Raw genomic sequence first — 25,142 nt, forward strand, 5'->3', positions numbered from 1 at the left:
CCTCATGATCTGGCTACTCATCCTGCTCGTCGTCGCGCTCATCTTCCTGCGCGTACCGATCTTCCTATCGCTGCTCGCGGTGTCGGTGCTCTACATCCAGTTCGAGCAGACCGCCGGCACGATCATCGTTCAGCGGATGTCGAGCGGCCTCGAGTCGTTCCCGCTGCTCGCCGTGCCGCTGTTCATCCTCGCGGGCACCATCATGGCCCGTGGGGGCATCGCCGAACGGCTGATGGGCTTCGCGACCGTGCTGGTCGGCCACTTCCGCGGCGGCCTCGCCCAGGTGAACGTGCTGAACAGCCTCATGATCGGCGGAATGTCGGGCTCGTCGAACGCCGACGCCGCGATCGACTCGAAGATCCTCGTGCCGATCATGCGGCGCCAGGGGTATCCCAACGGGTTTGCCTCGGCGATCACCGCGGCATCCGGCTCGATCTCTCCGATCCTGCCGCCGAGCATCGGGCTCATCCTCTACGGTGTGCTGGCCAATGTGTCGATCGGCGCACTGTTCATCGGTGGCGTGATCCCCGGCATCCTGATCGCCGTCGCGTTGAGCGCGACCGTCTGGATCATCTCGCGTCGTCGTGGGTACCCGAAGGTGCGCGACAACATGGCGCGATTCGCCGAGATCTGGGCGAGTTTCGTGCGCTCGCTGCCCGCGTTGCTCATGCCCGTGCTGCTCATCGTCGGCCTGCGCATCGGCATCTTCACCCCGACGGAGCTCGGCGCGATCGCGGTGGTCTACGCACTCGTCGTGGCCTTCGCCTTCCGCGAGCTCTCGATCAAGGACATCCCGTCGCTGCTCAAGGAGGCCGCGTTCACCTCGGCCATCGTGATGATCATCATCGCCGCAGCGGCCGTGTTCGGCATCATCGTCGCCTACGAGCAGATCCCGGCGCAGGTGCTCGGTCTGCTCACCGCGGTGAGCGACAACCCTGTCGTGCTCCTGCTCATGATCAACCTGCTGCTGCTCGTGCTGGGCATCTTCATGGAGTCGATGAGCCTCATGATCATCCTGGTCCCGGTGCTCGCGCCGGTCGCGGCGAGCATCGGCGTCGACCCGGTGCAGTTCGGCGTCATCATCGTGCTGAACCTCACGATCGGCTCGATCACGCCGCCGGTGGGTAGCGTGCTCTACACCGTGGCGGCCATCACCAAGGTGAAGATCGGCGAGTTCACCAAGGCGTTCCTGCCGTTCTTCATGGCCCTTGTCGTGGTGCTGCTGCTCATCACGTACATCCCGCCGCTCGTCACCTGGCTTCCGGAGCTCACTCGCGGCGGCTGACCGCCTTCACGCTGACGGATGCCGCGGCTCGGCGCCGCGGCATCCTGCGCGCCCTCGTGCGCCCTCGTGCGCCCTCGAGATTGCAATAAGTGCTGCGAGCTTCGCCGATTGGCAGCAGATCTTGGCATCTCGCGAGCTCGGGCGGGGGTAGGCGAGCCTCGCGGGAGCGGGAGCGGGAGCGGGGGAGGATTGCGGGCGCGGCTGGGCGCGACTGCGCGCGGCTGACCCTCGCCGCGGCGCACGGGCGCGGAGCTGCAGCTGCGCCGGGCGCTACGCGGCGTCGGAGGCGGGCGGAGCCTCGACCGAGCCTCGGATGATGAGCTCCGCGAGCAGATTGACGTTGTGCGGCTCGTCTTCCGCCCCCTCGAGCCGGCGCAGGATCAGCCGACCCGCCTCCTGCCCGAGTTCCGCGATCGGCTGCGCCACCACGGTGACGGCGGGGTCGACGAAGGTGGTGAGGTCGAAGTCGTCGAACCCGACGATCGACACATCCGCCGGCATCCGCAGTCCCAGGTCACGAAGGGCACGCAGCGCGCCCTCGGTCATGAAGTTGTCAGTGGCGAAGAGCGCGGTGGGGCGGTGGGCGAGCGTGAGCACCCGGTGCGCCGCTTCGTACGCGCCCTCACGTGAAGCGCCTCCCACGCCGATGTAGGTCGGTTCGAGACGGATGCCGTGGGCGTCGAGCGCCTTCTGGTAACCGGCGAAGCGCTCTGCCGACGAGGCGATCTGCAGGTCGTCGACCAGGATCGCGATGTCGCGGTGTCCGTGCTCGATCAGGTGCAGCACAGCCTGGAACCCAGCACCCTCGTTGTTGACCGTCACCGAGTCGGCGCGCAGGCCCTCGACGCGACGGTCGATCAGCACCAGCGGCACACCGTCTTCGACCAGTTGCGCGAGGTGGGGGGCGTCGTCTTGCGCGGTCGGGGCGACGACGAACCCGGAGACCATGTGCTGCCGTAGCGTCTCGACGACCTTGCGCTCGCGGTCGGGGCGCTCGTCAGAGCTCGAGAGCAGCAGGGTGTAGCCGGATGCCTCGAGGGTGTCGCCCAGGTGACGCGCGATCTTTGCGAAGAACGGGTTCTCGATGTCTCCCGGCACGAAGCCGATCGCGCGCGTCTGCCCGAGCCGCAACGCCTGGGCGATCATGTTCGTCTTGTAGCCGAGCCGCGCCGCCGACTCGGTCACGCGCTCGAGCGCTCGCGCGCTCACCGAGCCGTAGCCGTTCAGCGCTCGCGCCGCCGTGGCCTGAGAGACGCCAGCCGCCTCCGCCACTTCGCGGATCGTGACCACGCCGAGCCTCCTTGCCTAAGATCTCAGACTCTCCCCGGGGCATGCCCCTTCGGAAACTCTAGGGCCCCGGACTGACGTCGCTCCATCCGGCATCCGAATGACGCACGCGGTCGCCCCGACGGGCTGGTGTCCTCTTCAATGATATCGTTATCAATCACAAGTGGGCCTTCTGGGATCTCGAAGGGGAGAACGCCATGCGAGTCGCGGCGATCGGGGACAACTGTCTCGATGTGTACGTCGAGCAGGATCTGCTCACCGTCGGCGGCAACGCGCTCAACGTCGCGGTCAACTGGGCCCGCGCAGGATTGGACTCTCAGTACTTCGGAGCCGTCGGTGACGATGACGCAGCCGACGCGGTTCGCAACGGCGCCAAGGATGTCGGGCTCGACCCCGCTTCGATCGTGGGTCTCGAGGGTCGCACGGGCGTCACGCTGATCCGGCTCGTCGAGAGCAACCGCGAGTTCCTGCACGAGGAATTCGGTGTCGGTGTCGACTGGCGTCCCGGCGACGATGTGCTCGACTCGGTCGAGGGCGTCGACTGGGTGCACCATGCCGGCGTCTCGCGGGATGCCCGCCTCACCAGCCGCCTGGCCGAGCGCGGGCACCGCTTCAGCGTGGACCTCTCGACGTACCACGATTTCGATCGCCTCGACGGCGTCGAGATCGCGTTCGCCTCGATCGACGGCGAAGCCGACAACCCCGCCCACGACCTCGCTGCTCGCATCTGCGACGCGGGGGCCGCCGTGGCCGTGATCATGCGCGGCGAGCACGGCTCGCTGGTCCGCGCGGGACACGAGACGACCACGACCAAGGCGCAGCCGATCAAGCCGGTGGACACCTGCGGGGCCGGTGACAGCTTCATCGCGGCCTATGTGAAGAGCCACCTGCAGGGCAACGCCCCGCAGTTGTCGCTCGTGCAGGCCACCGCAAGCGCAACGGCGACGTGCCTGCACATCGGTGGCTTCCCGCAGCCGACGCTCTCCGTGCCCGAGTGGCTGAAGGCGGCGTACTACCAGTTCGCCGCTTCCTCGCCGGCCTGATTCGCATACCCGCACCACCCACGCCCCTCTGAGGAAGCGAGCACACCCCGATGACCTCCATGCTCAAGTTCAGCCAGCCGGTGCCGGCGCGGCCCCACGAGCGCTCGTTCTGGATCCAGTCGACCGACCCGACGGGGCCCGAGACGAGTGCGCCGCTGCGGGGCAACATCTCGACCCCGATCGCAATCGTCGGCGGGGGATTGACCGGGCTGTGGACCGCGTGGCGCATCCTCGAGCAGCGTCCTGAGCAGCAACTGGTGATCCTCGAAGCGGACTTCTGCGGTTCTGGTGCCTCCGGACGGAACGGCGGCCAGGTTCACACCTGGTACGGCAGCCTCGGCTACCTCCGGGCGCTCGTCGGCAAGAAGGAGGCGATCGAGCTCGCTCGCGCCACCGCCGACGCGATCGACGAATTCGAAGAACTGCAGCAGTCGGGCGAGATCGACATGGACCTTCGGCTCGACGGATGGATTCGCGGTGCGAGCGCCAAGGCCCACGAGGGCATCTGGGAGGGCGCGGCCGCCGACTTGGCGCAGCACGGCGACACGCCCTACCGCCCGCTCGATGCCGAGGAACTGAAGGAGCGCACCGGCTCGGCCTCGTCGTACGAGGGGCTCATCGAAGACCGCGCCGGGTCGATGAACCCGTACAAGCTCGCCCGGGGTCTGCGGAAGCGCCTGATCGAGAAGGGCGTGACGATCTATGAGGGAACGCCGGTCGAGGCGATCGCGCCGGGCCGCCCGGCCAGATTGAAGACGCCTCGCGGAGTCGTGACGGCCGACCAGGTGCTCATCGCCACGAACGCCTGGGCCGGATCGATTCCCGAGATCAACCGCTACATGTACTCCGTCGATGGGCAGGTGATCGTCACCGAGCCGATCCCTGAGCGCCTGGATGCGCTGGGCTGGAAGAGCGGCGCCTCGATCGCCGACTCGCAGATGCAGGTGCTCTACTGGCAGCGCACCGTCGACGGGCGTGTGCTGCTCGGCCAGGGCAGCGGCCTGCCGATCTATAAGGCGAAGCTCGGCCCGAAGAACAACCGCAACCCGAAGCTGGTGCCGCCGGTCGTTCGGGAACTGCATCGGCTGTACCCGTCGTTGAGCGATGTGAAGATCGACTACGACTGGGTCGGTCCGATCGACATCGTCGCTACGCACATCCCCATGCTCGGCACGCTCGAGCAGCAGCCGAATGTGCTCTACGCCGTGGGCTGGAGTGGCACCGCACTGGCACAGATCCCCGCTGTCGCCCGCATTCTGGCGAGCCGCCTGCTGGGCATCGACGACAAGTGGGGCCGCAGCAAGCTCTTCAATCAGAACCGTCGCACCCGCATCTTCCCCGAGCCCTTGCGCTTCATCGGCGCGAACCTCGTGCGGCTCGCGGTGATCAACCGGGTTCGGCGCGAGATCCAGAACAAGCGCGTCGACCCGATCACGAAGTTCCTCGTCTCGCTCATGCCGCGCTACCGCGCGCCGGGCGAGGTAGCGCCAGATTGATCGGCTGACGCGCCACGATCCGACGGGCGGCGGTGCACGAGTCACCGCTGCCCGTCGTCGTCTCCGGGACCGTCCGGCACGAACACCGCAACGAAAACGAAGGGGTAACCATGGCTGCACTGTCCATCGAACAGATCACGGGAACGAACTTCTCGTACCAGCACATGACGTTCGAGCGATTCCTCGACGACATGGTCGCGCTCGAGCGGCGGCACCTCGAGCTCTGGGGCATCGCGAACCACCTCTACATCCCCGAGTTCTCGTTCGCCGACGCGCGACGCATGAAGGCGCAACTCGATGAGCGCGATCAGGATGTCGTCTGCATCACCCCCGAGTCGGTGATGTATCCGGTGAACCTCGCCTCCAGCATCCCCTGGATCCGTGAGTCGGCCATCGCCACGCTGAAGAAGGCTGCTGACATCTGCGTGGACCTCGGCTCGCCCCTGCTCTTCCTCACCCCGGGCCGCGGCTTCGAAGACGAGTCGCGCGACGAAGCGTGGAAGCGCTCGGTCGACGGCATCGCGCAAGTGGCGCAGTACGCGGCATCGCTCGGCGTCGACTGCGTGCTCGAACCGCTGCAGCGGCACGAGTCGAACCTCGTGAACAACTCCGAGCAGCTCGCGCAGATGCTCGCCGAGGTCGGCGAGGGGAACGTCGGTGTGGCTCTCGACACTGTGGCTATGGCCACGGCCGAAGAGACGGTAGCATGCTACGTGAAGCGGTTCGGCGATGGGATCCGCCACGTGCACCTCATCGACGGTCGTCCCGCCGGTCACATGGCCTGGGGCGACGGTGAACTGCCGCTGGACCAGTACCTCGACGACCTCGCGGATGCCGGCTACAGCGGTTACATGACGTTCGAGATCTTCGGAGCGAAGAACACGTTCGAACCCTTCGACGCGCACCGGCGCAGCCTCGCGGCAGTGGAGTCGGCGCTCGCCGCGGCCTGAGCCCGCGGCATCCTTCACTCTCGATGGATCAGGAGACGACATGAGCTTTGTCGAACAGTGGGAACTCCGCGCCCGTTTCGCAAGGAGCCTCTCAGAGCTTTACGGCACCGAGGTGCCGGCATACACGACCCTTGTCGAGGTGTCGTCGGAGGTGAACCGCGACTTCCAGGCCAAGCACCCCGAACTCGCCGAGCGCCTCGGCAGCATCGAGCGTGTGACCGCCGAGCGCCACGGAGCGATCCGCGTCGGCGACATTCGCGAGCTGGCGCAGGCCGCGCGCGTCTTCGGTGCGGCCGGCATGCACCCGGTCGGGTTCTACGACCTGCGCGACGCCAACCCGCCGATTCCGGTCGTGTCGACCGCGTTCCGCCCGATCGATCGCGACGAGCTCGCCAAGAACCCCTTCCGGGTGTTCACCTCGATGCTCGTCGCAGAGGACCGTCGTTTCTTCAACGCCGAGCTCGAGCAGCAGCTCAAGGAGTTCATCGGCTCACGCACGCTGTTCCCTGAGGAACTGCTGCAGCTCGCCGACAAGTCGATCGAGCAGAGCGGCCTGGAGCAAGCGGATGCCGACCGCTACCTCGAGCTCGCGACCGCAGCGTTCGCGCTCTCGCCCGAGCCGGTCGACCGCCAGTGGTACGAGCGGCTCGAGGCGATCTCGAGCGTCGCCTCCGACATCGGTGGCGTTGCCTCGACCCACATCAACCACCTCACGCCCCGCGTGCTCGACATCGACGACCTCTACCAGCGCATGCAGGCTCGCGGGATCACCATGATCGACGCGATCCAGGGTCCCCCGCGCTGGGAGGGCCCCGATGTGCTGCTGCGTCAGACCTCGTTCCGCGCGCTCGCCGAGCCGAGGAACTTCAAGGAGGCCGACGGCAGCATCGGCACAGGCGACCTGCGCGTGCGCTTCGGCGAGGTCGAAGCGCGCGGGATCGCGCTGACCGAAGCGGGTCGCAACGATTACGACCGGATGCTGCGCGTCGTCGACGAGCGCCAGAAGGAGTCGGGCCGGCCGCGGCCCGAGGTCGCCCTCGAGGTGTGGCGGGAGCAGTGCCCCGCGAGCGAGCGCGAGCTCATCGAGCGCGACTACGGCTTCTTCAACTTCGCGGCCACCGGTAAGAGCGTCGATGGCGAGAACCTCCCGACCGACCTGCTCGCGCTGCTCGACGGCGGCTGGATCGTCGCCGAGCCGATCGTCTACGAAGACTTCCTGCCCCGCTCGGCGGCCGGCATCTTCGCCTCGAACCTCTCGGGCGAGGGCACGGTCGACGACTCGCAGGACGAGACCGCGCGTGATCAGTCGTGGATGGCCCGCCACATCGGCGTGACCATGCACAACCCCTACGAGCTCTACGCAGCCGAGCGCGATGCGTCGTTCCGTGAGGCGATCGCGAGTCTCGGGCTTGCACCCGACGCGGTGGCCACCCCGTGGACCGTGGCAGTGGCCGCGTGAGCGACGCGCGTCAGGCGGCGGCCGCGGCATCCGGACCCCTCGGGGGAACGGATGCCGGGGCTCGCCCCGTCGTCGTCGTGCTCGAGCCGATCCACCCCTCGGGCATCGAGGTGCTGGAACGCTCCTGCGAGGTGCGTCAGCTCGCCAACCCGCAGGACCCCGCGCGCGGCGAGGCCCTCGCCACCGCTGACGCGCTGGTCGTGCGCAGCACGAAGGTCGGCGCGGAGCTCATGGACCTCGGCCCGAACCTGCGGGTGATCGGACGCCACGGCGCGGGCACCGACAATATCGACCTGGCGGCGGCGGAGGCTCGCGGCATCCGCGTCGTCAACACGCCCCGCAGCAACACCGACTCGGTCGCCGAGTATGTGATCACGGTCGCGCTCATGCTGCTGAAGCGCATTCCCGAGGTCGAGCAGCGGCTGCGTTCAGGCGCGTTCTCGCCCGAGCACGGCTCGCTGCCGGGCCAGGTGTCGCGCGGAGGGCTCAGCGGTCGCGAAGCGGCGGGCACCCGGCTCGGTCTGGTCGGCGCAGGCGCGATCGGTCGCGCGGTGGCGGTGCGAGCACAGGCGCTCGGCATGAAGGTGAGCGCCTTCGACGCGTTCATGGATGCCGAGACCATCGCGGGCTTCGGCATCACCCCGGTCGCGGAGCTCGACGACCTGCTGGCGTCGGCCGACATCGTGAGCCTGCACATCCCGGGTGGCGGCGAGAACACCGCGCTGCTGAACGCCGAACGCATCGCGCGCATGCAGCCCGGTTCGGTGCTCATCAACGCGGCTCGCGGCGACCTGGTCGAAGCGCACGCGCTCTCCGACGCGCTGACGAGCGGCCACCTCGCCGGTGCGGCCGTCGACGTGTTCGACCCTGAGCCGCCGGCCGTCGACCACGTGCTTTTCAGCGCGCCGAACCTCGTGTTGACGCCGCATGCGGCTGCCATGACCCACGAAGCCCTGGAGCGCATGGCTCAGGATGTCGCCGCCAACGTCGTCGAGGCACTCGGCCGCTGAGGCCCGCGCCTCGGCGACCCGTCGCGTGCCCCTTGCCCCCGCCGAGATGACAGAAGACGCGCGTTCTCGCGCCGCTGGGCAGATTCTGTCATCTCGACGGCAGGGCGCAGACGGCGTGGGGGTGGTCGGCCACCTCCGACGTCGAGCTAGGCGTGGCTTCCACGCGTGGCCCGTGCATCGGACCCACCTTGGCGAAGTGCATCGCGGGCCTGCTCATAGGCGTGACCAGCGCGGAGCACGAGCGCGTCCTGCGCTCGACGTCCCACCAGCATGAGTCCGACGGGGAGCCCGTCGACAGTTCCGCAGGGCACCGACAAGGCTGGGTGCCCGGAGACGTTGAACGGCGCCGCGTTCTGATAGCTGCCTGCTGCCAGCGCGAGCGTCTCTCGAATGCCGCGCTCGGCGGGTTCGGCGCGGAAGGGCAGCTGCGGCGTAGTTGGCATCACCAGCAGGTCGAATTGCTCGAACGCGTCATCATAGGCGCGACGCAACTGATGCCCCAGTTCGATCGCGAGACTGTAGCGACGCTGTTCCGGGCGCTCCAAGAGATACCGCCCCAGCAGGAACGCGGCCTTTCTCGTGTACGGGAACGCGCCGGCGTGTTCATGCAGCGCCCGAGCATAGGCATCCATGTAGGTGCCTGCCGATTCGGCGGCACGGCGAAGTCGACCCGCGGCGTTGTCGACGAGTTGAATGGTGCTTCCTTCGGTCGCGATTCCAGACCAGATCGGAACACCGAACTCGTGCCAGGGGACTGAAACGGGAGCGGTGTGAGCACCGCAGCGCTCGAGAACCGCGATGGCCTCGCGAACAGTCGCGTCGACGACTGGGTCGGAGTGCCCTGCGATGCCGAACCCCTGTTCGAGCACGCCGATGCGGATGCCGGATACTCCCGCGTCCAGTCCTTGCAGGAAGTCTTGTTGTCCGTCTGCGATCGCGCTCAGCACCTGCGCGCACACCTCGACCGTTCGCGCCATCGGACCGAGAGCGGTCAGGGACGGCTCGAAGATCGGTGTGCCGTCGAGGGGAACAAGCCCTGTGGTGGGTTTGAGGCCCACGACTCCAGTCCACGACGCGGGTTCGCGAATCGAACCACCCGTGTCAGAGCCGATCGCGAAATCAACCTCGCCTGCTGCGACAACCGCCGCACTGCCGCTGGATGAGCCCCCAGGAACGAATCCTGGACTCGCGGGATTGTCGGGGAGGGGGCGCGGATGGCCCGTGATCCCTGCTCCGTCGTGTTCGAACTCCGAAAGACGGGTGGTTCCGACGATCCTGGCCCCAGCGCGCAGCAAGCGCTCTACAACGCTCGAGTTCCGGGTCGGCACGTGCTGCACGAGAGTGTTGCCCGCGGAGACGGGCACGCCCGCGACCTCGATGCTCGCCTTGACCGCGGCGGTGCGGCCTTGCAAGGGGCCCGACGTTGCTCCGCCCAGATCGAACTGCAGATCCCAGGCGTGGAACGCGTCTTCAGATGCTGACGGCTCGTGCACCGCCATGGTGGGGGCGCCACCCAGCGTCTTGGACGCGACTTCGTCGAGTACGCCCAAGGCGTTGAGCTGCTCAGTGAGCACCGAGGCCAGTTCTGAAGCTTCAGCGTCGGAGACGTGCATTCCGAGGGTGCCCCCGAGGTGGACCACTTCGGTGGGCGATATTGAGAGGTTCATACACTTCCGTAGACGGGGCGGGGTGGCGAACCACGAAGGGCTCGCCACCCCGTCAGATCGGACGCAGCGGAACTATGGCCTAGTAGAAGTACTTGCTGATGGCCTCGTCGTCGGCGTTCTCGGTCGTCGCCACGACGTTGTCGAGCAGTTGCATCTTCTCGACCGACTCGCCCTTGACCAGCGCGACGGCGGCCTTCACTGCGAGCTCGCCCTCGAGCGCCGGCTGCTGCAGGATCAGCGCGATGACTGTTCCGTCTTTGAGCAGCTGCACCTGTCGCTCCGAGGAGTCGTAGCCGACGATCGGAATGCCCTGCTTACCCTGTGCCTTGAGCGCGTTCGCCGCCCCTTCAGAAGCGGGCTGGTTCGGTGCGAAGATCGCGACGATGTCGGGGTGCGCGAGCAGCAGCGCCTCGGTCTTGGTCTGCGCGTCGCCGATATCACTGCCCGACATGTACTCGGTCGGAAGCACGTTCAGGCCTGGATACTCTTCTGCCGCACGCTGCGTGAATCCATCGACCCGGGCGTTGATGGTCGTCGCGGCGGGGCTCAGTCCGAGCACGGCGACCGTCCCTTCTCCTCCGACGGCTGCGGCGATCTCGTCTGCGGCCAAGGCGCCGCCCTGTTCGTTCGAGGCGGTGACGGCTGCCGAGACGATGCTGTCGTCGGCGAGCTGGGTGTCGACCGTGACGATGTACGCGCCGCCATCCGCGAGAGCCTTCAGCGGCGCGAACATCGAGTCAGCGTCGGTGGGCGCCACGACCACTGCGTCAGGACTCGTCGCCGCGAGCGCGTTGAGGATTGGCGTCTGTGCGGCCGGGCTGAAGTCGGCCGCTCCCTGGTAGACGAGGTTCACACCCAGCTCATCAGCGGCCTTCTCCGCCCCTTCTTTCATCGCCACATAGAACTGCGATGACGTCGAGCCGGGAACGAACGCGATGGTGATCTGCTCACCGTCGCCCGTGGGTTCGGTCGGCTCATTCTGTGCGTTCGTGCAGCCTGCCGCGCCGAGAGCGAGCATTGCTACTACAGGGAGGGCGAAGAGCAGTCTCTTCTTCTGTGATTTCATGGTTCATTCCTTCATTGGACGGGACTGTGTTCTTGTTGCGGGTTCTTGCTAGGGGAGCGCTGGTTCAGTAGGTCATCGTTTTCTTGCGAGCAGTTTCGAGCGCTGCTGGTCAGCCCAAACTGCGACGATGAGCACGACTCCGATCGCGACGTACTGCCAGAAGGGATCGACAGCGGCCACGACGAGTCCCGTCTGCAGCACGGCGATGATGACCGCGCCGATGACTGTGCCGGCGATGGAAGCGCGGCCACCGAACAAGCTGGTCCCGCCGATCACCACTGCAGCGATCGAGTGGAGCTCGGAGCCATCGCCCGCGGTCGGTGACGCGGCCGACAGCCGGGCGACGAGCAGCATCCCGGCCACACCCGCCAGGCCGCCGGCAAGGGCGTAGATGCGGATCAGATGTGCGTCGGTGTTGATGCCGGCTCGCTTCGCCGACTCGGCGCTGCTGCCGATCGCGAGGGCCCGACGACCGAAGCGCGTCTTGGTCAGGTAGTACCACGCGATCACCGCGAGGACTGCCGCGACCAGGACCGGTAGCGGGATCCACCCGAACAGGTTGGTGAATCCGATCGTGGTGATGTCTGAGGGGATAGTGGCGATCTGCTGCCCGCCGCCGATCAGGTAGCCCACGCCCGTTGCAATGCCGAGCATCCCGAGGGTCGTGATGAGGGGCGTGACCTTCATCTTCGTGATCACCAGGCCGTTGATCACCCCTGCTGCGGTGCCCGCTGCGATGCCGGCAGCGAACCCGACCGCGATCGTCGCACCCGACGGCAAGCCGGCCGCCATCAGGGTCGCCATGGTGAGGCCCCCGACCATTCCCGACATTCCCAGCACGGCGCCGACCGAGAGGTCGATACCGCCTGTGGCGATCACGAAGGTTTGGCCCAGTGCGAGGATCAAGATCTGAGTCGTCGCAACCGTGGTCGCGATCCAGGCGCCCTGCGAGAGGAAGTTCGGAGTCACGACTCCGAAGATCGCGATGATCAGCACGAGCACGCCGAGGGTCCAGAACGGACCCACCCGGTCAGCGATCGTGGCTGCGCGCACCCGTCCGGTCGTGTTCGACACGTTGCTCACCGCCTCGGATGTCTTGATCCGCTGTCCCTTGAGGTTCATTCCTCGTCTCCCTCAGTCAGCCCGGTGATCGCGGCTACCAGCGAAGAAGACGTGGCTTCGTCGCGGTCGAACACTCGGACGATGCGGCCCTGCCGGAGAACGGCGATGCGATCCGCGACCTCGAGCACGTGTGAAAGCTGATGACTGACCAGCACGATCGCAAGATCGAGCCGTTCGCGGATGCTGGTGATGAGGTTCAACACCTCTTGCTGCTGCTCGACACCGAGGGCGGCGGTGGGCTCGTCGAGCAGAAGCACCTTGTCGCACCAGGTGACGGCGCGCGCGATCGCGACTGCCTGTCGCTGACCGCCCGAAAGATCCACGCATCGTGCCTCGATGTCTGGGATCCGGATGTGCACTCGATCGAGTGCTTCGCGAGTCCTCTTCGCCATCAGCGCCCGGTCGAGATGGCCGGTCAGTCTCCCTGCCCCGCGCACCGAGACTTCCCGACCGAGGAACATGTTCTCGACGACATCGAGGTCGAGTGCGAGGGCCAGGTCCTGGTAGACGGTTGCGATACCAGCCGCGCTCGCTTCGGCAGGATTCTTGAACTCATGCGCGCGACCTTCGACAAGTACTTCGCCGCTCGTCGGGCGATTGTTCCCAGACAAGATCTTCAGCAATGTCGACTTTCCGGCACCGTTGTCGCCGACGAGCGCCAACACCTCGCCTGGAAAGAGTTCGAGGTCGATGCCGCGAAGCGCGTGGACCCCTCCGAAGCGCTGGTGAATACCGCGTGCGGCGAGCACTGGCTGACGTTGAGCGACAGGGGAAGGTGGGCTCATGGTCCTGGTTGTCTCCGCTGACTCTCGTGACCGCAGGGTCAATGTACGAACTAGTGAGTTATGAAACCATGCGATCGCGAGCAGCGCAATACCGAGACTCGTAACGGTTGGATATTGATTGTGAGAAGGGAAAGTGTCGCTAAGCCTTGGCGGGCGCGCGAGTGCCCTCGGTCAGCCACTGCACGATGAGATCGCCGATGATCGACCGCATCCTGATGAGCGATTCCGACGACAGCAGGTCGATGTCGAACAGATGTCCGAAGGTGCGGCCGCTCGCCACAGGGAACACGCAATAGGCGCTGATCGCGAGGTGGACGTCCAGCGCTGTGACATCGCGGCGGAACACACCGGCCTGCCAACCCCGTTCCAGAATCTGAGTGACGAAATCGAGGGCGGGTGTTCCGAGACTCGACAGCGACTCGATCTTGCTCAGAAAGCGCGCGTCATTGACGTTCTCGAGCGCGACGAGCTTCACGAATTCCTGGTGCGCCATGTGGTGGTCAAAGCTGCGCTCAGCGAGAAGCCGGATCGACGTTACGGGGTCGCTGTGCGCCACGTCGATCTCGCGTTCAGCATCGCGCACCTCTTGGTACGCCCGCTCGAGCACCGCGACGTACAAACCTTCCTTCCCACCGAAGTAGTAGTAGATCATCCGCTTGGTGCTGCTGGTGCGTGCCGCGATCTCGTCGATTCGTGCACCCGAGTAACCGCGCTCGGCGAACTCTTCCGACGCGACCGCCAGGATGTCGTTCTTGGTGCGCTCGGGGTCCCGCGTTCGAATCGTCCGTGCCTTCGTCATCCGCGAAACCTCCTGGTTATATCTCACCAGTACGTTACAAAGGATGCGCGACTCAAGGCGCCGGCGCAGTGAGCGGGTCGACACCCGCGCCGTACATTGCCGGCGTTTATGGGGCCGGCGGAGCCCTCCGTTGCCTGCGCCGCCGAGATGACAGAAGTTGCACGTTCTCCCGCCGCTGAGCAGCAGATTCTGTCATCTCGGCGGAAGGGTCGCGAAGGTGTGAGGGCGAGGGCTCAGCTGCCGAGTTCTTCGCTCACGTCGGCCGGGCTCTCGTAGGTGCGGTCGTCGAGGCCGTCGAGCAGGTCGATGATGTCGTCATCCGCGCCATTCACCTCGGCGGCGCGGAGCAACTCGTCCTTGGTCGCCGGGTAGTCGACTCCGCTCAGGTGCTTCTGCACCTCGATGGGGCTCGGGGTGTCGTTCATCTCGGTTCCTCCTTCTCGTCGGTCGCTCTTCGGGTCCGCTCCTGTGCATGGTGTTCCCATTGCGCGCCGCTGCGAAGACCACATCGAAGGTCGCGCGGCGCTCACTCCTCGGTTCTGAATCGCATGAGCTTGTGCGTGCCGTCGCAGAACGGCTTCACCGCCGATGCGCCGCAACGGCAGAGCGCGATCGTCGGCCGAGTGCGAGGCACGGGGTGCCCGTCGCCGTCGAGGAGTTCGACGTCCCCTCTGACGAGCAGCGGACCGTTCGGGCAGGCGACGATGCTCGCGGCGCCGAAGCCTTTGATCTCGTCGTCGCCGTCTCGGGCATCCGCGGTCATGCAGCCTCCAGCGTGAACGCGTGCCGGAGCGAGGTCTCCCCGGCCTCCCAGCGCGAACGGATGTGGTCGGCGGCTCGCCCATCGATCGTCAGGCACGCAGCCGCCCCGAACATGACGTCAGCCAGCAGCTCGGGCTGCGCCTCCACGAGCCCTCCTGCCAGATCGCGGGCCGCTATCTGCTCGTGCACGGCATCCGCTTCGACGTGCTCATCGAAGTAGTCGGTCACCTGGTCGCCGTAGCCGTTTCGCCGGAAGCCTTCGGCGATCATGCGGGAAGGCAGAGAGGAGGTCATCTCGAACGCGGCGAGGTGCCCGACGCTCGCTCCCCGGAGGCGGCGGTGCAGGCCGAACATCGTGGTCATGTTCAACGAGGTGAGCGTGATCGCGGGCACCAGGTCGAGGTAGGCGCCGTAGCTGTCGTCCAGCCCCGCCCCGCGCATCGTGCGCGCGTAGAGGTTCGCGTGGATCCGCTCCTGTCGGCCTCCTCCGTACTCGTCGGTCTGGATCTCGATCAACGCAGCCTTCGCGCGTCCCCGCAGGCGAGGGATCATCCAGGTGTCGGGGTCAGCCTCTTTCAAGGTGTAGATCGAGCGCTGGATGAGGAACTCGTGCAGCTGCTCCCGGGTCGCATTCTTCGCGATGTACCGGGCGAGGCTCGGACCGGGCGTCGGCGCTGTGAGCTCGAACAAGGCCTCGGCGACTTGCTCGGCGCTCGGAAGGGGAAGCTCCGGCATAGTGACCGCGTCGCGCAAGCCCGCCTCGAAGCCGCGCTCGAGCTCCCCGCGCGCGGCGATGAGCGACGACGACCACTCCAACTCGTCGCGCACCCCGTCGATGCCGGTGTAGTGCAACTCATACATGAGGAACAGCGCGAGCTGCAGATCATCGTCGATCAGGATGTCGGGGCTCGCGGCGACGGCTGCGCTTACGTCGTTGTGGAGCGCGTCGTCGTCGAGTCGTGTCGTCCCGTGGTCCTCGAGCCTCAGGTACTCGGTGAGGGCGGCACTGGCAGGGCCCCGCGGGGCAGGCATCTTCACGGCGTTCTTCTTTCACTCGACTTGGGTTCGCGGCCTGCGGCACCGCCCTCCGTGGCTGAGCGACGGGCACCGCCTGAGACGACGAAACGCTCGTGGCGTACCGTGTTCCGAACTATGGCCCGCAGGCCATGGCCCGACAAGGTGAAGCAGAGCACAGACGTCGGCGGTCTTCTGTGAAGTTCCCGAGTCGTCCGCAGCCAAGATCCCCAATTCCTGTGACGCACAGCGAGGGCCTCGTTCCTAGCGTGAAGAGTCAGCACCCCTGACCGGGGCGCTCTTGAGCAAGGAGGAGAAACGGATGCGGGAGCACAGCGAGTTCGAGCAGAACACCGGCCGCGGCGCAGTGGACCAGGCGACCAGGCACGAAATCGCCGACCTCGTGGCCGAGTTCAACTGGAAGTTGGACGCGGGCCGGCCTGAAGGATTCGCAGCGTTGTTCACTGAGGACGGCGTGTTCGCAGCCGCGGGGAAAGAGCACCGAGGAGGGGAAGCGCTGCAGGCCTTCGCCGATGCGCGCACCGCACAGGACAAGCTCTCGCGCACGTTCTTCGGCCAGCATCAGTTGCGCCGGGTGAGCGATGACGAGATCGAGGGCGTGCTGCCCAACATTCTCTTCATGGGCCCCGGGCAAGCACCGCGCACGCCTGACGTGTTCGCGGTCGCGGAGTACCACGACACCTACCGTCGCGTGGACGGGCGCTGGCTCATCGCGGAGCGCCGATCGGTGCAGGTCTTCAGTCGCCCGAAACCGTGAGCTGCTGCGGCTGAGCGTGGAGGCCGTGCCGGATGGCGTACGCGGTCGCTTCCGCCCGCCCTCGGGCACCGATCTTCCTGTACAGGTTGGTGATGTGACGACCGACGGTGTCGATGCTGATCACAAGGCGGTTTGCGATCGCGCGGCTCGTCATGCCGGCCGCCACGAGTGAGAGGATCTCGATCTCACGGGCCGTGAGACCGTCGGGCCGGGGTCCCGGGTGGAGCGGCTCTGCTCGTGCTCCGCGCTCGGCCAGCTCTGACAAGACGAGCGGGACTTTCTGCAGCACTGGCGTCGGAGGCCAGGCGGCTGCCCCGGTGATCGCCATGCTGATCGCGCGCGGCAGTTCCGACTCGCTGTCAGGGACGCGATTCGGCGAGCACGCTTCCACCCAGCCGCGAAGGTCCAGTTGCTCGCGCAGTTCCACCGCGTAGGCCGAGCAGAGCCGTGCGGTCTCCGGCGCACTCAGCGCCCGCATGGTGTCGCGCAGGCCCTCGAGGCACCACACGGCCCGCGCCTTGAGGCCGAGATCCACCGCGATCCTGAGACTGTCCAGGAATCGATGGGTGGCCTTCGCTGCATTTCCGAGAGACAGCTGGCTTAGCCCGAGCAGATTCAGATACGCCGACTCATGGAACCGATCGCCGACGGCCCGGATCTCTGCCAACCCCCGCTCCAGCACGAGGCGGGCCTGCTCGTACTCCCCATCGTCGAGGAGCATGCGCCCCAGATGTTCGAGCGGCAGGCTCGCGAACCCGACATCGCCAAGCGCTTGCAACGCGGATGACGCGGCGTTGAGATTCGCCCGTGCGAACTCTGTCTGGCCGGGTACGTCTGCCGCCAACGCACCGAGCTGTGCTTGAGCGCGGGCGAGCGACCACTCGTCACCCAACTCCGCGTAGATCTCGATCGCCTCGGTCAGTGCCGCGCGCGCGGCATCCCAGCCGTCCACTTCGAACGCCGCGGGGGAGAACGCGACGAGCGCCTCCGCGAGGCGGTCACGGTGGTCCGTCTTTCGCCATGCCTGGATGGCTTGGACGAACCGCTCGTGAGCGTTCGTGTATGAGGTGAGTTGCGCCTTGAAGATGGCAGCCGCGATCGCGAGACGAGCCGCGGATGCGTGTGCAAGCGCCCCCCGTTGTTCGATCTCCTCGATGTACGACAGCGCTTCGGTGTGGTGATTCCGGTGCACCCAGAATCGTTGCAGCAGGTCCACGATTTCAGCCGCGTCGTCGACCCGCCCGCCGTCGCGGTCGCTCTCGATGAAGCTGATGAGGTTGGCATGCTCAGCTTCGAGCAACTCGGCAGTGCGGTCCCATGCGGGGCCGCGAAGCGCCGAAAGTTCGCGACAGTTCTCGATCGTCGACTCGCGCAGGGTCTCGACGAGCGCCCGTGACGGCTGAGGAGAGCGCGGCTCAATGAAGAACTCTCGGTAGAACGGAGGGAGCTCGAAGCGAGTCAAGGTGCCGCTGGAGTTCGTCCGGGCGTTGAGCAGCCCGGCACCGACGAGCGACGACAGCAGCGGCATGGGGTTCGTGCCATGGCTTCCCAGCCCGGGCAGCCCACGCGCTCGGAGGGTGCGCAACGAGCACCCCGCAGGGAACTGCGCAATGGCGCGAAGCAGTTCGAGCTCGTCGGCGGCAATAACCGCGAGTCCCGACGATATGCTCGCCCGCAACGACGTGGACGGATCGTCCGACTCGACGAACCCCGCATCAAGGAAGTCGAGCGGGAAGCGCAGCTCGTCGAGCATGGCAGGCACGGGCAGTAGCGACGTCTGCAATGCGGCGATATGGAGTGCGAGCGGCAGCCCCTTCAATCGAGCGCAGAGTTCCCCCACGGCCGACAAGGTGGCCCGGTCGGGCTCGAAAGCTCGGGCCACCGTGGTGGCGCGGTCGACGAACATCGCAGCAGCAGGGTTGCTGTCGAGCCACTCCTCGGCGGATTGCGTCGCCGAGAGGGCGCAAGGAACCGCGAGCGGGTGCAGAGCCACGGGCCGTTCCGCAGGGAGCCCGATCAGCGTGCGCGATGCGGCGATGATTGAGAGGTTGGGCTCGCGGTCGAGCAATCGACGCACTGTGGATGCCGCCGCGCTACTGCCCGGTTCGACGTCCAGCACGATCACGCTCGGTGAGGCTTCAGCCTTCGGCAGCAGTCGCGCCGGCTCTGTCGAGTCGGCGCCGGAATCGGCAGCCAGCACGATGACTGCTTGGGGCTCGACGCCGAGCGCCTGGAGCGCTGCTCGAGCGAGTGCCGACTTGCCGACACCGGCCGAGCCGGTCACGGTCACCAACCGAACTCCGTCCCGCACGTGCCCGAGCACCCGTTCGAGCTCCTGCTGCCTGCCTCGGAACGGCCAATCCATGCGTTCGCCCTTTCCACCGACTCCGTAGTCCCTGTGATGCCCAGTGTCACACGCCGTTTCGCGATACCGGGGGGTGGCGGGGCCAAGATGCGGAGTTCCTGTGATTCCGCGGTGGCCGAGGCCCAGCGACGCTGAATGACAGCGACTTCAGTGATGAAAGTGAGGAGCGCATATGACCACCGCCACAGCGCAGCCGGCGACTCGCTGGCCGGCCCAGCGGGAGCAGCGTCGTGAGCACGCGCTCGCCCAGGTTGAACGCATCAAGGACCGAATCGAGGCCGGTGTTGCCGAAGGGCAGCGCGAGGGACGGCTCGCGCCTGACGCGGTTGAGGCGCTGCGCGAGTCGGGCGTCTTCGGCATCATGACCCCGGACGATCTCGGGGGAAATGTCGTCGACCCCGTGACCGCGTTCGAGATCATCGAGGCGATCGGGCGACTCGACCCGAGCACTGCCTGGACGACGACGATCCTGCTCGAGGGCGCAGGCCAGCTCGCGACCCAGCTCGACCCCGAGCGCGCGAAGGAAGTGTTCAGCGGCCGGTTGCCGCTGAAGGCTGGCTCGCTTCGCCCAGGTGAGGCCGAACGCGTGGACGGCGGATATCTCGTCACCGGTCAATGGGACTTCGTCAGCGGTGTGCACTACGCCGACTTCGTCTCCGCGACGTTCCTTGTCGAGGGTGACGGCGGTACGGAACGACGCGCGGCACTTATTCCGACATCCGAGGTCGAGATCCTCGACTCCTGGCACGTGCTCGGCATGAAGGCGACCGGCTCCACCACCTTCCGCGTCGAGCGCACGTTCGTACCCGACGACATGATCTACAACCCCATGGGCCCAGTGCGGCGCGATGACACCCCCCTCGCAAAGCTCACCATGGTGCCTTACGTGCTGCAGATGCACCCAGGCATGGTCCTCGGTGCCGCGCGGCGTGCGCTCGACGAGATCTCTCGCATGGCCCCCACGAAGCGCCGGGGGAGCCGCATCAACCTCGGAGCGTCGACGAGCCTCGCCGAATCGAGCTGGTTCCAGCGGGAGCTCGGTCAGCTCGATGCGAGTGTGCTGGCGGCACGGGCGCTCGTGATGACCACCCTGTCCCGAGTCGACCAGCGGCTTCAGGCAGGCGACGGAATTGACCTGGAACTCATGGATGCCATGCAGTTGGCCTCATCGTACGCAGGGCAGACGGCCCAGCACGTGATCACCAGGGCGTTCCGCCATGCCGGCGCTGAGGCGATCGCGGAGAGCGGAGTGCTGCCGCGACTGCTGCGCGATATCAACACGGTGCTCGCGCATGGGGTGCTCGGCGAGATCGGCTTCGAGCTGCACGGCGAGTTCATGCTCGGCCTGCAGACGCTCGAGACGCGGCGGATGATCTAGGGCTGCCATGAAGACGCAGCAGCTCGATGCCATCCCGGCTCCCGCCCACGGGTTGAACCCGAACGACTTCCGCCGCGTGCTCGGACACTACCCGACCGGCGTCTGCGTGGTCACCGCCATGGACCCCGACGAAGGTCCGGTCGGCATGACCATCGGGTCGTTCAATTCGGTTTCGCTGGAGCCGCCGCTGGTGTCGTTCATGCCGATCAAGACGTCGAGCACGTTCGCTCGGATCCGTCGAGCCGGCAGCTTCTGTGTGAACGTCCTCAGCGCGGATCAGGGCGATGTGTGCCGGCGACTGGCGCGTCGCGATGCCGAGCGGTTCAACGGCATCCCGTGGCGTCTGTCACCGGCGATGGCGCCCGTGATCGACGGGTCCCTGGCGTGGATCGACTGCCGCATCGACGCGGTGCATGAGGCGGGCGACCACTACATCGTGCTGGGCGAGGTGACCGCGATGGACACTGCTGACAACCCGGGGGCGCCCCTGCTGTTCTTCCAAGGCGGGTACGGCCGCTTCAGCACCCTGACACTGACAGCGGTGGCCGACGACGAGCTCTCGGGCAGTCTTCTGCTCGCTGACGCCGCGCGTCCGTATATCGAGCAGCTCGCCTCGAAGTTCGAGGTGGAGTGTCATGCGACGGGAGTCGTTGGCGACCACCTGATCCAGGTCGCCTACTCGGGCGCGATGCGCCCGGGCGGCGACGTATCGAAGGTCGGTCTCAGGCTGCCGTTCCTTCCGCCGATGGGAGCGGTCTTCGTCGCCTGGGCGGGCGAGCGTGAGTTCGACGCGTGGCTCGATCGAGCGGGGGTCGAGATCGACGACTCGACGAGGACCACGCTGAGCTCGATGCTCGCCGACATCCGCCGTCAAGGCTGGGTCGGGACTCCGGCCGATGATCGCTTCAAGGCGGTTGAGCGCACGGTGCACGACATGGCTCGGGCAGGACAGCTTCCCGCTCTCGAACGTGCCCTCAAGACCGTGCTCGCCGAGATCGCGACCACGGCCGTCCCCGCACGAGAGACGGCCGGCGCCAAGGTGCACTCGCTCTCGGCTCCGGTGTTCAACCGCGACGGCCGCGTCGTGCTCGCACTCACGCTCAACTGGCTCGGCGAGACCGCACCGATCACTCCCGAGCACCTCGAGGCCCTGCTCACTGCGGCGGCAGAGGTGACCCGAACCATCGGCGGCGCGACACCCGCCGACTACGCCCCGACGATCCCGTAATCACCACCCCACACAGTAAGGATGAGTTCAATGAAGAATCTCAAGAGAACAGCGTTCGCCGGCCTCATCGTCGCCGGACTGTTCACCGCGACAGCCTGTGCTCAAGGGCCCGCGGACACTCCCGCAGGGCCTGATGACCCCGCCGAGGTGCGCTCGGTCAAGGTCATCGTCTCGACGATCGTCGACACCTCCCCGGTGTTCATCGCTGAAGATCGAGGGCTCTTCGAAGAGCGCGGTCTCGATGTCGAGATCACGGCCGCCCCGAACCCGGGCGCGCGCATCCCGTCGTTGGTGTCGGGAGCCGCCGCCTTCACGATGGTCGGTACGGCAGATGTGGTGCAAGCGGCATCCGCGGGCATCCAACTCCGCGTCACCGGCCAGACCGCGCAGACCACCGACGACCCGCAGCAGGACACCGGCAAGGTCTACGTCGCCGCTGACAGCGACATCAAGACCGCTGCGGACCTGAACGGACGCACTGTCGCGGTCGGCGGACTCGGCGGCGGCGGGGAGCTCTCGCTGCGTGCCGCGCTCGACATGGAGGGCGCCGACAGCAACCAGATCAAGTTCCTCGAAGTGCCCTTCGACAGCATGGTCAACGCGCTCGAGACCGGCCAGGTCGACGCGATCAGCGGCGTCTCGCCGTTCACCATCGCTGCCGAGGAAGCGGGCGCTCGCTGGCTCATGTCGCCAGGCGCGACCGCGATGCCGGGCGCTTCGCAGCAACTCGTGGTCACCACCGAGGAGTATCTCTCGGCCAACCAGGAGACCGTCGACCTCTTCATGGATGCCTTGAACGAGGCGATCGAGTACGCAGGGGAGAACCCCGACGCTGTGCGCGACATCCTGCCGAAGTTCAGCAAGACGCCGGCGGAACTCGCTCAGAAGATGGTGCTGCCGGTGTATAACCCCGACGTCACGGCGGAGAAGATCAAGAAGTGGTCAGACCTGATGTTCGAGTACGGGTTCATCAAGAACGAGATCGACGTCGACACGCTCCTGGCAGTGGACTGACATGCGCACTCCCACCATTCGAGAGGCGGCGGCCATGACGGCCGCCGCCGGGCGGGAGCGGTCGGGGGGCGCGGCTCGCCGCGCTCCCCACCGGCGCACCCGCGGCAGGATGAGCAGCATCATCACGGTGATCGCGGCGCTCGCTGCCTGGGAGGTGAGCAGCCGTCTCGGCATCCTGCCGAACTCGGTCTTCCCGTCGATGTCGCAGACAGCAACCCGGCTCGGCGAGTTGCTCATCGACCCCCTGTTCTGGGCCGCCTTCGTCGAGACCGTGGTCAGCTGGATCGTCGGCGTGCTGATCGCGGCTGCCATCGGCATACCGGTCGGCATGGTGCTCGGCCGCGTCGCCTTCGCCTACCGGTCTACTCGACTGCTCGTCGACTTCCTGCGGACCATCCCGTCGATCGCGGTGATCCCGCTGATCACGCTGCTATTCGGCGCGACGATGCAGATGAAGATCATCCTCATCGTCTACGGGGCCGTGTGGCCCCTCGTGCTGCAGATGATCTACGGCGTGCGAGACACCGACAAAGTGCTCGTCGACACCGTGCACTCCTACAAGGTTTCGAAATGGCGAGCCGCCGCGAGCGTGCTCTTTCCTTCCGCGCTCCCGTACCTCGTGACCGGGATGCGCATCTCCATCGTCGTGGGCCTGCTGCTCGCCATCTCCGCAGAGATGCTCGGCTCGGCCCCGGGGATCGGGCTCGAGCTCGCGCTCGCCCAGACCGGAGGCGATCTGAGCCTCACCTACGCGTACATCGTCTTCATCGGGTTGGTCGCCGTGCTGGTCGACATCCTGCTGCGCCGCCTCTCTCGCGTCGTGCTGTTCTGGCACGCGTCGGTCAGGGAGGAGAAGCCATGAGCACTGAAGCCATCGTCACTGCCACGAGAGCCCGCGCAGGCAAGACACCCAAGCGCCGCGCCCTCACGATCATCACGGAGATCTGGCTGCCGATCCTGCTCTTCGCGATCTGGTGGTTCGCGAGCGCAGACAGCACCTCCATCTACTTCCCGTCGCTGCAATCCATTCTCGAGGCGCTCGGCGAGATGCTGACCCAGAGGTTCGCGTCCGACATCGTCCCGAGCCTGCAGAACCTCGGAATGGGCCTCCTGATCGCCATCGTCTCGGGCATCGCCATCGGCGCGCTGCTCGGCTTGAGTCCCGGGCTCTACCGCGCGTTCCAGCCTCTGCTCGAGTTCATGCGCGCGATCCCGGGCGTTGCGCTCCTTCCCGTCATGCTCGTCATCTTCGGCATCGGATCGTCGATGAAGATCGCGGTCATCGCCTTCGGCGCGTTCTGGCCGATCATGATGAATACGGTCGACGGCGTGCTGAGCGTGGACGGCATGACCCGCGAAGTGTCGAAGTCATACCGCCTGAGTCGGTTCGATCACGTGCTCAGAGTCGTGCTGCCGGCGGCATCCCCGCAGATCATCTCCGGGATGCGGCTCAGCGTCTCGTTGAGCGTCATCCTCATCGTCGCGAGCGAGTACATCGCCTCGACCGAGGGCATCGGCTACATCGAACTCATGTCAGCGCGCATGTACCAGATGGACACCATGTGGGCGTCCTTGCTGCTGCTCGGCGTGCTCGGATACGTCGCGAATGTGCTGTTCCGCTACGTCGAGCACGTTGTACTGCGCTGGCACCGCGGCGTTCGCGGCAATACCCAAGGAGGGCAAGGATGACGCAACTCACCGTCGAGAAAGAGCAACTCGTGAGGCCCGCGCTGACCGTGAGCGGAATCTCGAAGACCTACGGCACTGGCGCGGAGGCACGGCAGATCCTGGGCGACATCACGTTCGAGGCCTATGACAACGAGACGGTCAGCATCGTGGGGCCGTCGGGCGCCGGCAAGACGACACTGCTCCGATGCCTGGCAGGTCTCCTCGAGCCCACGAGCGGCACTGTGCATTTGCGTGACCAGCTCGTCACTTCGCCGCCTGAGCAGCTCGCGGTCGTGTTCCAGGACTACAGCCGTTCACTGATGCCGTGGCTCACCGTGCAGGCGAACGTGGAACTGCCGCTCCGGGGCAAGGCGGGACTGACCAAGACAGAGCGCCACGAGCGGGCTCGCGAGTCGCTGGAGAGCGTCGGACTGGGTTCGAGCGGCAAGCTCTACCCGTGGCAGCTCTCGGGCGGGATGCAGCAGCGGGTCGCCATTGCGCGTGCGCTCGCCTATCAACCGACGGTGCTCCTGATGGATGAGCCGTTCGCGTCTGTCGACGCTCAGACCCGGTCTGACCTCGAAGATCTCACGCACCGGATCAAAGCTCGGTACAACATGACGATCCTGCTCGTCACGCACGACATCGAGGAGTCGGTGTACCTCGGCGACCGGGTCATCGTGATGTCAGGCACGCCGACGACGGTCACTGAGATCGTGCCGGTCGACATCCCTTATCCGCGTGATCAGATCACGACGAAGTCGACGCGTGAGTTCGCCGAACTGCGCGCGCACGTGCTGAGCCAGATTCGTACGACCACCGGCTGACGGGCGCGACGCGGGGCGTGAGGCGCGGTTGCAGGTCTGCAAGCGGGCCCATCGCGATCGACGTCCTGTGGCCGACGACGCACCTCGCCGCGGCCGCGAACCAGCACGAGCACGAATAGCACCAGCAGAACAGCCAATC

Annotated in this window: 23 protein-coding genes; 13 read left to right on the forward strand and 10 right to left on the reverse strand. The window is 66.6% G+C overall.

The annotated features are described in order from the left end of the window. Positions 1-4 precede the first annotated feature (4 nt). Positions 5-1,285, forward strand: a complete 1,281-nt coding sequence (locus ABV606_RS06480) for a TRAP transporter large permease (RefSeq protein WP_281488990.1) — start codon at positions 5-7, stop codon at positions 1,283-1,285. 270 nt (positions 1,286-1,555) lie between these two features. Here ABV606_RS06480 and ABV606_RS06485 read toward each other — a convergent pair whose 3' ends face one another. Then, positions 1,556-2,575, reverse strand: coding sequence for a LacI family DNA-binding transcriptional regulator (locus ABV606_RS06485; protein WP_353987122.1), 1,020 nt, complete (start codon positions 2,573-2,575; stop codon positions 1,556-1,558). Positions 2,576-2,769: 194 nt separating this feature from the next. On the opposite strand from ABV606_RS06485, the gene ABV606_RS06490 reads away from it, so the two are divergent. From ABV606_RS06490 to ABV606_RS06510, 5 genes are all read left to right on the forward strand, one after another. After that, complete coding sequence (locus tag ABV606_RS06490; RefSeq protein WP_353987123.1) at positions 2,770-3,615, forward strand: PfkB family carbohydrate kinase; 846 nt, start codon at positions 2,770-2,772, stop codon at positions 3,613-3,615. A gap of 50 nt (positions 3,616-3,665) precedes the next feature. After that, positions 3,666-5,111 carry an NAD(P)/FAD-dependent oxidoreductase gene (locus tag ABV606_RS06495; protein ID WP_353987124.1) on the forward strand — a complete coding sequence of 482 codons (1,446 nt, stop codon included), beginning with the start codon at positions 3,666-3,668 and terminating at the stop codon, positions 5,109-5,111. Positions 5,112-5,221: 110 nt separating this feature from the next. Continuing rightward, positions 5,222-6,061, forward strand: a complete 840-nt coding sequence (locus ABV606_RS06500; protein WP_281488994.1) for a sugar phosphate isomerase/epimerase family protein — start codon at positions 5,222-5,224, stop codon at positions 6,059-6,061. A gap of 40 nt (positions 6,062-6,101) precedes the next feature. Further along, positions 6,102-7,520, forward strand: coding sequence for a 2-oxoadipate dioxygenase/decarboxylase (gene hglS, locus ABV606_RS06505; protein ID WP_353987125.1), 1,419 nt, complete (start codon positions 6,102-6,104; stop codon positions 7,518-7,520). Further along, complete coding sequence (locus ABV606_RS06510) at positions 7,517-8,530, forward strand: hydroxyacid dehydrogenase (protein WP_353987126.1); 1,014 nt, start codon at positions 7,517-7,519, stop codon at positions 8,528-8,530. Before hglS ends, ABV606_RS06510 begins: the two co-directional genes overlap by 4 nt. A 146-nt stretch (positions 8,531-8,676) precedes the next feature. On the opposite strand, the gene ABV606_RS06515 is transcribed toward ABV606_RS06510, so the two are convergent. From ABV606_RS06515 to ABV606_RS06550, 8 genes are all read right to left on the reverse strand, one after another. Next, on the reverse strand, positions 8,677-10,197 hold the full coding sequence (locus ABV606_RS06515) for an amidase family protein (RefSeq protein ID WP_353987127.1): 1,521 nt from the start codon (positions 10,195-10,197) through the stop codon (positions 8,677-8,679). Positions 10,198-10,276: 79 nt separating this feature from the next. Beyond that, a complete protein-coding gene (locus tag ABV606_RS06520; RefSeq protein ID WP_353987128.1) occupies positions 10,277-11,263 on the reverse strand; it encodes an ABC transporter substrate-binding protein in 987 nt (328 codons plus the stop codon). Positions 11,264-11,335: 72 nt separating this feature from the next. Then, complete coding sequence (locus ABV606_RS06525) at positions 11,336-12,385, reverse strand: ABC transporter permease (protein WP_353987129.1); 1,050 nt, start codon at positions 12,383-12,385, stop codon at positions 11,336-11,338. Then, positions 12,382-13,170 (reverse strand): ATP-binding cassette domain-containing protein, encoded by a 789-nt coding sequence (locus ABV606_RS06530; RefSeq protein ID WP_281489000.1) that lies wholly within the window; start codon positions 13,168-13,170, stop codon positions 12,382-12,384. The genes ABV606_RS06525 and ABV606_RS06530 overlap by 4 nt, the downstream gene beginning before the upstream one ends. 139 nt (positions 13,171-13,309) lie before the next feature. After that, complete coding sequence (locus ABV606_RS06535) at positions 13,310-13,969, reverse strand: TetR family transcriptional regulator (RefSeq protein ID WP_281489001.1); 660 nt, start codon at positions 13,967-13,969, stop codon at positions 13,310-13,312. A 233-nt stretch (positions 13,970-14,202) separates the two neighbouring features. Beyond that, on the reverse strand, positions 14,203-14,394 hold the full coding sequence (locus ABV606_RS06540) for a DUF2795 domain-containing protein (RefSeq protein WP_281489002.1): 192 nt from the start codon (positions 14,392-14,394) through the stop codon (positions 14,203-14,205). A 101-nt stretch (positions 14,395-14,495) separates the two neighbouring features. Beyond that, a complete protein-coding gene (locus ABV606_RS06545) occupies positions 14,496-14,732 on the reverse strand; it encodes a CDGSH iron-sulfur domain-containing protein (RefSeq protein WP_281489003.1) in 237 nt (78 codons plus the stop codon). After that, the gene (locus ABV606_RS06550; RefSeq protein ID WP_435415536.1) at positions 14,729-15,763 is read right to left on the reverse strand and encodes an iron-containing redox enzyme family protein; all 1,035 of its coding nucleotides are present in this window, start codon (positions 15,761-15,763) and stop codon (positions 14,729-14,731) included. Before ABV606_RS06550 ends, ABV606_RS06545 begins: the two co-directional genes overlap by 4 nt. A 304-nt stretch (positions 15,764-16,067) precedes the next feature. On the opposite strand from ABV606_RS06550, the gene ABV606_RS06555 reads away from it, so the two are divergent. Beyond that, positions 16,068-16,523 carry a nuclear transport factor 2 family protein gene (locus ABV606_RS06555; protein ID WP_353987131.1) on the forward strand — a complete coding sequence of 152 codons (456 nt, stop codon included), beginning with the start codon at positions 16,068-16,070 and terminating at the stop codon, positions 16,521-16,523. On the opposite strand, the gene ABV606_RS06560 is transcribed toward ABV606_RS06555, so the two are convergent. After that, the gene (locus tag ABV606_RS06560; protein WP_281489006.1) at positions 16,504-18,888 is read right to left on the reverse strand and encodes a LuxR C-terminal-related transcriptional regulator; all 2,385 of its coding nucleotides are present in this window, start codon (positions 18,886-18,888) and stop codon (positions 16,504-16,506) included. The genes ABV606_RS06555 and ABV606_RS06560 overlap by 20 nt on opposite strands. A 172-nt stretch (positions 18,889-19,060) precedes the next feature. Here ABV606_RS06560 and ABV606_RS06565 point away from each other — a divergent pair, with 172 nt between their 5' ends. The 6 genes from ABV606_RS06565 (at position 19,061) to ABV606_RS06590 (ending at position 25,003) form a co-directional block, all read left to right on the forward strand. Then, positions 19,061-20,266 carry an acyl-CoA dehydrogenase family protein gene (locus ABV606_RS06565; protein ID WP_281489007.1) on the forward strand — a complete coding sequence of 402 codons (1,206 nt, stop codon included), beginning with the start codon at positions 19,061-19,063 and terminating at the stop codon, positions 20,264-20,266. Between the two features lie 7 nt (positions 20,267-20,273). After that, entirely contained in the window at positions 20,274-21,494 is a 1,221-nt protein-coding gene (locus tag ABV606_RS06570; RefSeq protein WP_281489008.1) for a flavin reductase, read from the forward strand. Positions 21,495-21,524: 30 nt separating this feature from the next. Then, on the forward strand, positions 21,525-22,508 hold the full coding sequence (locus ABV606_RS06575; RefSeq protein ID WP_353987132.1) for an ABC transporter substrate-binding protein: 984 nt from the start codon (positions 21,525-21,527) through the stop codon (positions 22,506-22,508). A gap of 109 nt (positions 22,509-22,617) precedes the next feature. Next, positions 22,618-23,370, forward strand: a complete 753-nt coding sequence (locus ABV606_RS06580) for an ABC transporter permease (RefSeq protein WP_281489010.1) — start codon at positions 22,618-22,620, stop codon at positions 23,368-23,370. Beyond that, positions 23,367-24,197: an ABC transporter permease gene (locus ABV606_RS06585; RefSeq protein WP_281489011.1), complete on the forward strand. Its 831-nt coding sequence runs from the start codon at positions 23,367-23,369 to the stop codon at positions 24,195-24,197. Before ABV606_RS06580 ends, ABV606_RS06585 begins: the two co-directional genes overlap by 4 nt. After that, positions 24,194-25,003: an ABC transporter ATP-binding protein gene (locus ABV606_RS06590; RefSeq protein ID WP_281489012.1), complete on the forward strand. Its 810-nt coding sequence runs from the start codon at positions 24,194-24,196 to the stop codon at positions 25,001-25,003. The genes ABV606_RS06585 and ABV606_RS06590 overlap by 4 nt, the downstream gene beginning before the upstream one ends. The last annotated feature ends 139 nt before the right edge of the window (positions 25,004-25,142 follow it).

The organism is Ruicaihuangia caeni, from assembly GCF_040536845.1.
Taxonomy (GTDB): domain Bacteria; phylum Actinomycetota; class Actinomycetes; order Actinomycetales; family Microbacteriaceae; genus Ruicaihuangia; species Ruicaihuangia caeni.

Bases quoted from the DNA above. Each gene is read 5' to 3' on its own strand.
- ABV606_RS06490 (WP_353987123.1), top strand. From the start codon at position 2,770: ATGCGAGTCGCGGCGATCGGGGACAACTGTCTCGATGTGTACGTCGAG.
- ABV606_RS06555 (WP_353987131.1), top strand. From the start codon at position 16,068: ATGCGGGAGCACAGCGAGTTCGAGCAGAACACCGGCCGCGGCGCAGTG.
- ABV606_RS06570 (WP_281489008.1), top strand. From the start codon at position 20,274: ATGAAGACGCAGCAGCTCGATGCCATCCCGGCTCCCGCCCACGGGTTG.
- ABV606_RS06560 (WP_281489006.1), bottom strand. From the start codon at position 18,888: ATGGATTGGCCGTTCCGAGGCAGGCAGCAGGAGCTCGAACGGGTGCTC.
- ABV606_RS06540 (WP_281489002.1), bottom strand. From the start codon at position 14,394: ATGAACGACACCCCGAGCCCCATCGAGGTGCAGAAGCACCTGAGCGGA.
- ABV606_RS06545 (WP_281489003.1), bottom strand. From the start codon at position 14,732: ATGACCGCGGATGCCCGAGACGGCGACGACGAGATCAAAGGCTTCGGC.
- hglS (WP_353987125.1), top strand. From the start codon at position 6,102: ATGAGCTTTGTCGAACAGTGGGAACTCCGCGCCCGTTTCGCAAGGAGC.
- ABV606_RS06535 (WP_281489001.1), bottom strand. From the start codon at position 13,969: ATGACGAAGGCACGGACGATTCGAACGCGGGACCCCGAGCGCACCAAG.
- ABV606_RS06590 (WP_281489012.1), top strand. From the start codon at position 24,194: ATGACGCAACTCACCGTCGAGAAAGAGCAACTCGTGAGGCCCGCGCTG.
- ABV606_RS06495 (WP_353987124.1), top strand. From the start codon at position 3,666: ATGACCTCCATGCTCAAGTTCAGCCAGCCGGTGCCGGCGCGGCCCCAC.
- ABV606_RS06520 (WP_353987128.1), bottom strand. From the start codon at position 11,263: ATGAAATCACAGAAGAAGAGACTGCTCTTCGCCCTCCCTGTAGTAGCA.
- ABV606_RS06580 (WP_281489010.1), top strand. From the start codon at position 22,618: ATGAGCAGCATCATCACGGTGATCGCGGCGCTCGCTGCCTGGGAGGTG.
- ABV606_RS06500 (WP_281488994.1), top strand. From the start codon at position 5,222: ATGGCTGCACTGTCCATCGAACAGATCACGGGAACGAACTTCTCGTAC.
- ABV606_RS06515 (WP_353987127.1), bottom strand. From the start codon at position 10,197: ATGAACCTCTCAATATCGCCCACCGAAGTGGTCCACCTCGGGGGCACC.
- ABV606_RS06550 (WP_435415536.1), bottom strand. From the start codon at position 15,763: ATGCCTGCCCCGCGGGGCCCTGCCAGTGCCGCCCTCACCGAGTACCTG.
- ABV606_RS06480 (WP_281488990.1), top strand. From the start codon at position 5: ATGATCTGGCTACTCATCCTGCTCGTCGTCGCGCTCATCTTCCTGCGC.
- ABV606_RS06565 (WP_281489007.1), top strand. From the start codon at position 19,061: ATGACCACCGCCACAGCGCAGCCGGCGACTCGCTGGCCGGCCCAGCGG.
- ABV606_RS06525 (WP_353987129.1), bottom strand. From the start codon at position 12,385: ATGAACCTCAAGGGACAGCGGATCAAGACATCCGAGGCGGTGAGCAAC.
- ABV606_RS06530 (WP_281489000.1), bottom strand. From the start codon at position 13,170: ATGAGCCCACCTTCCCCTGTCGCTCAACGTCAGCCAGTGCTCGCCGCA.
- ABV606_RS06585 (WP_281489011.1), top strand. From the start codon at position 23,367: ATGAGCACTGAAGCCATCGTCACTGCCACGAGAGCCCGCGCAGGCAAG.
- ABV606_RS06575 (WP_353987132.1), top strand. From the start codon at position 21,525: ATGAAGAATCTCAAGAGAACAGCGTTCGCCGGCCTCATCGTCGCCGGA.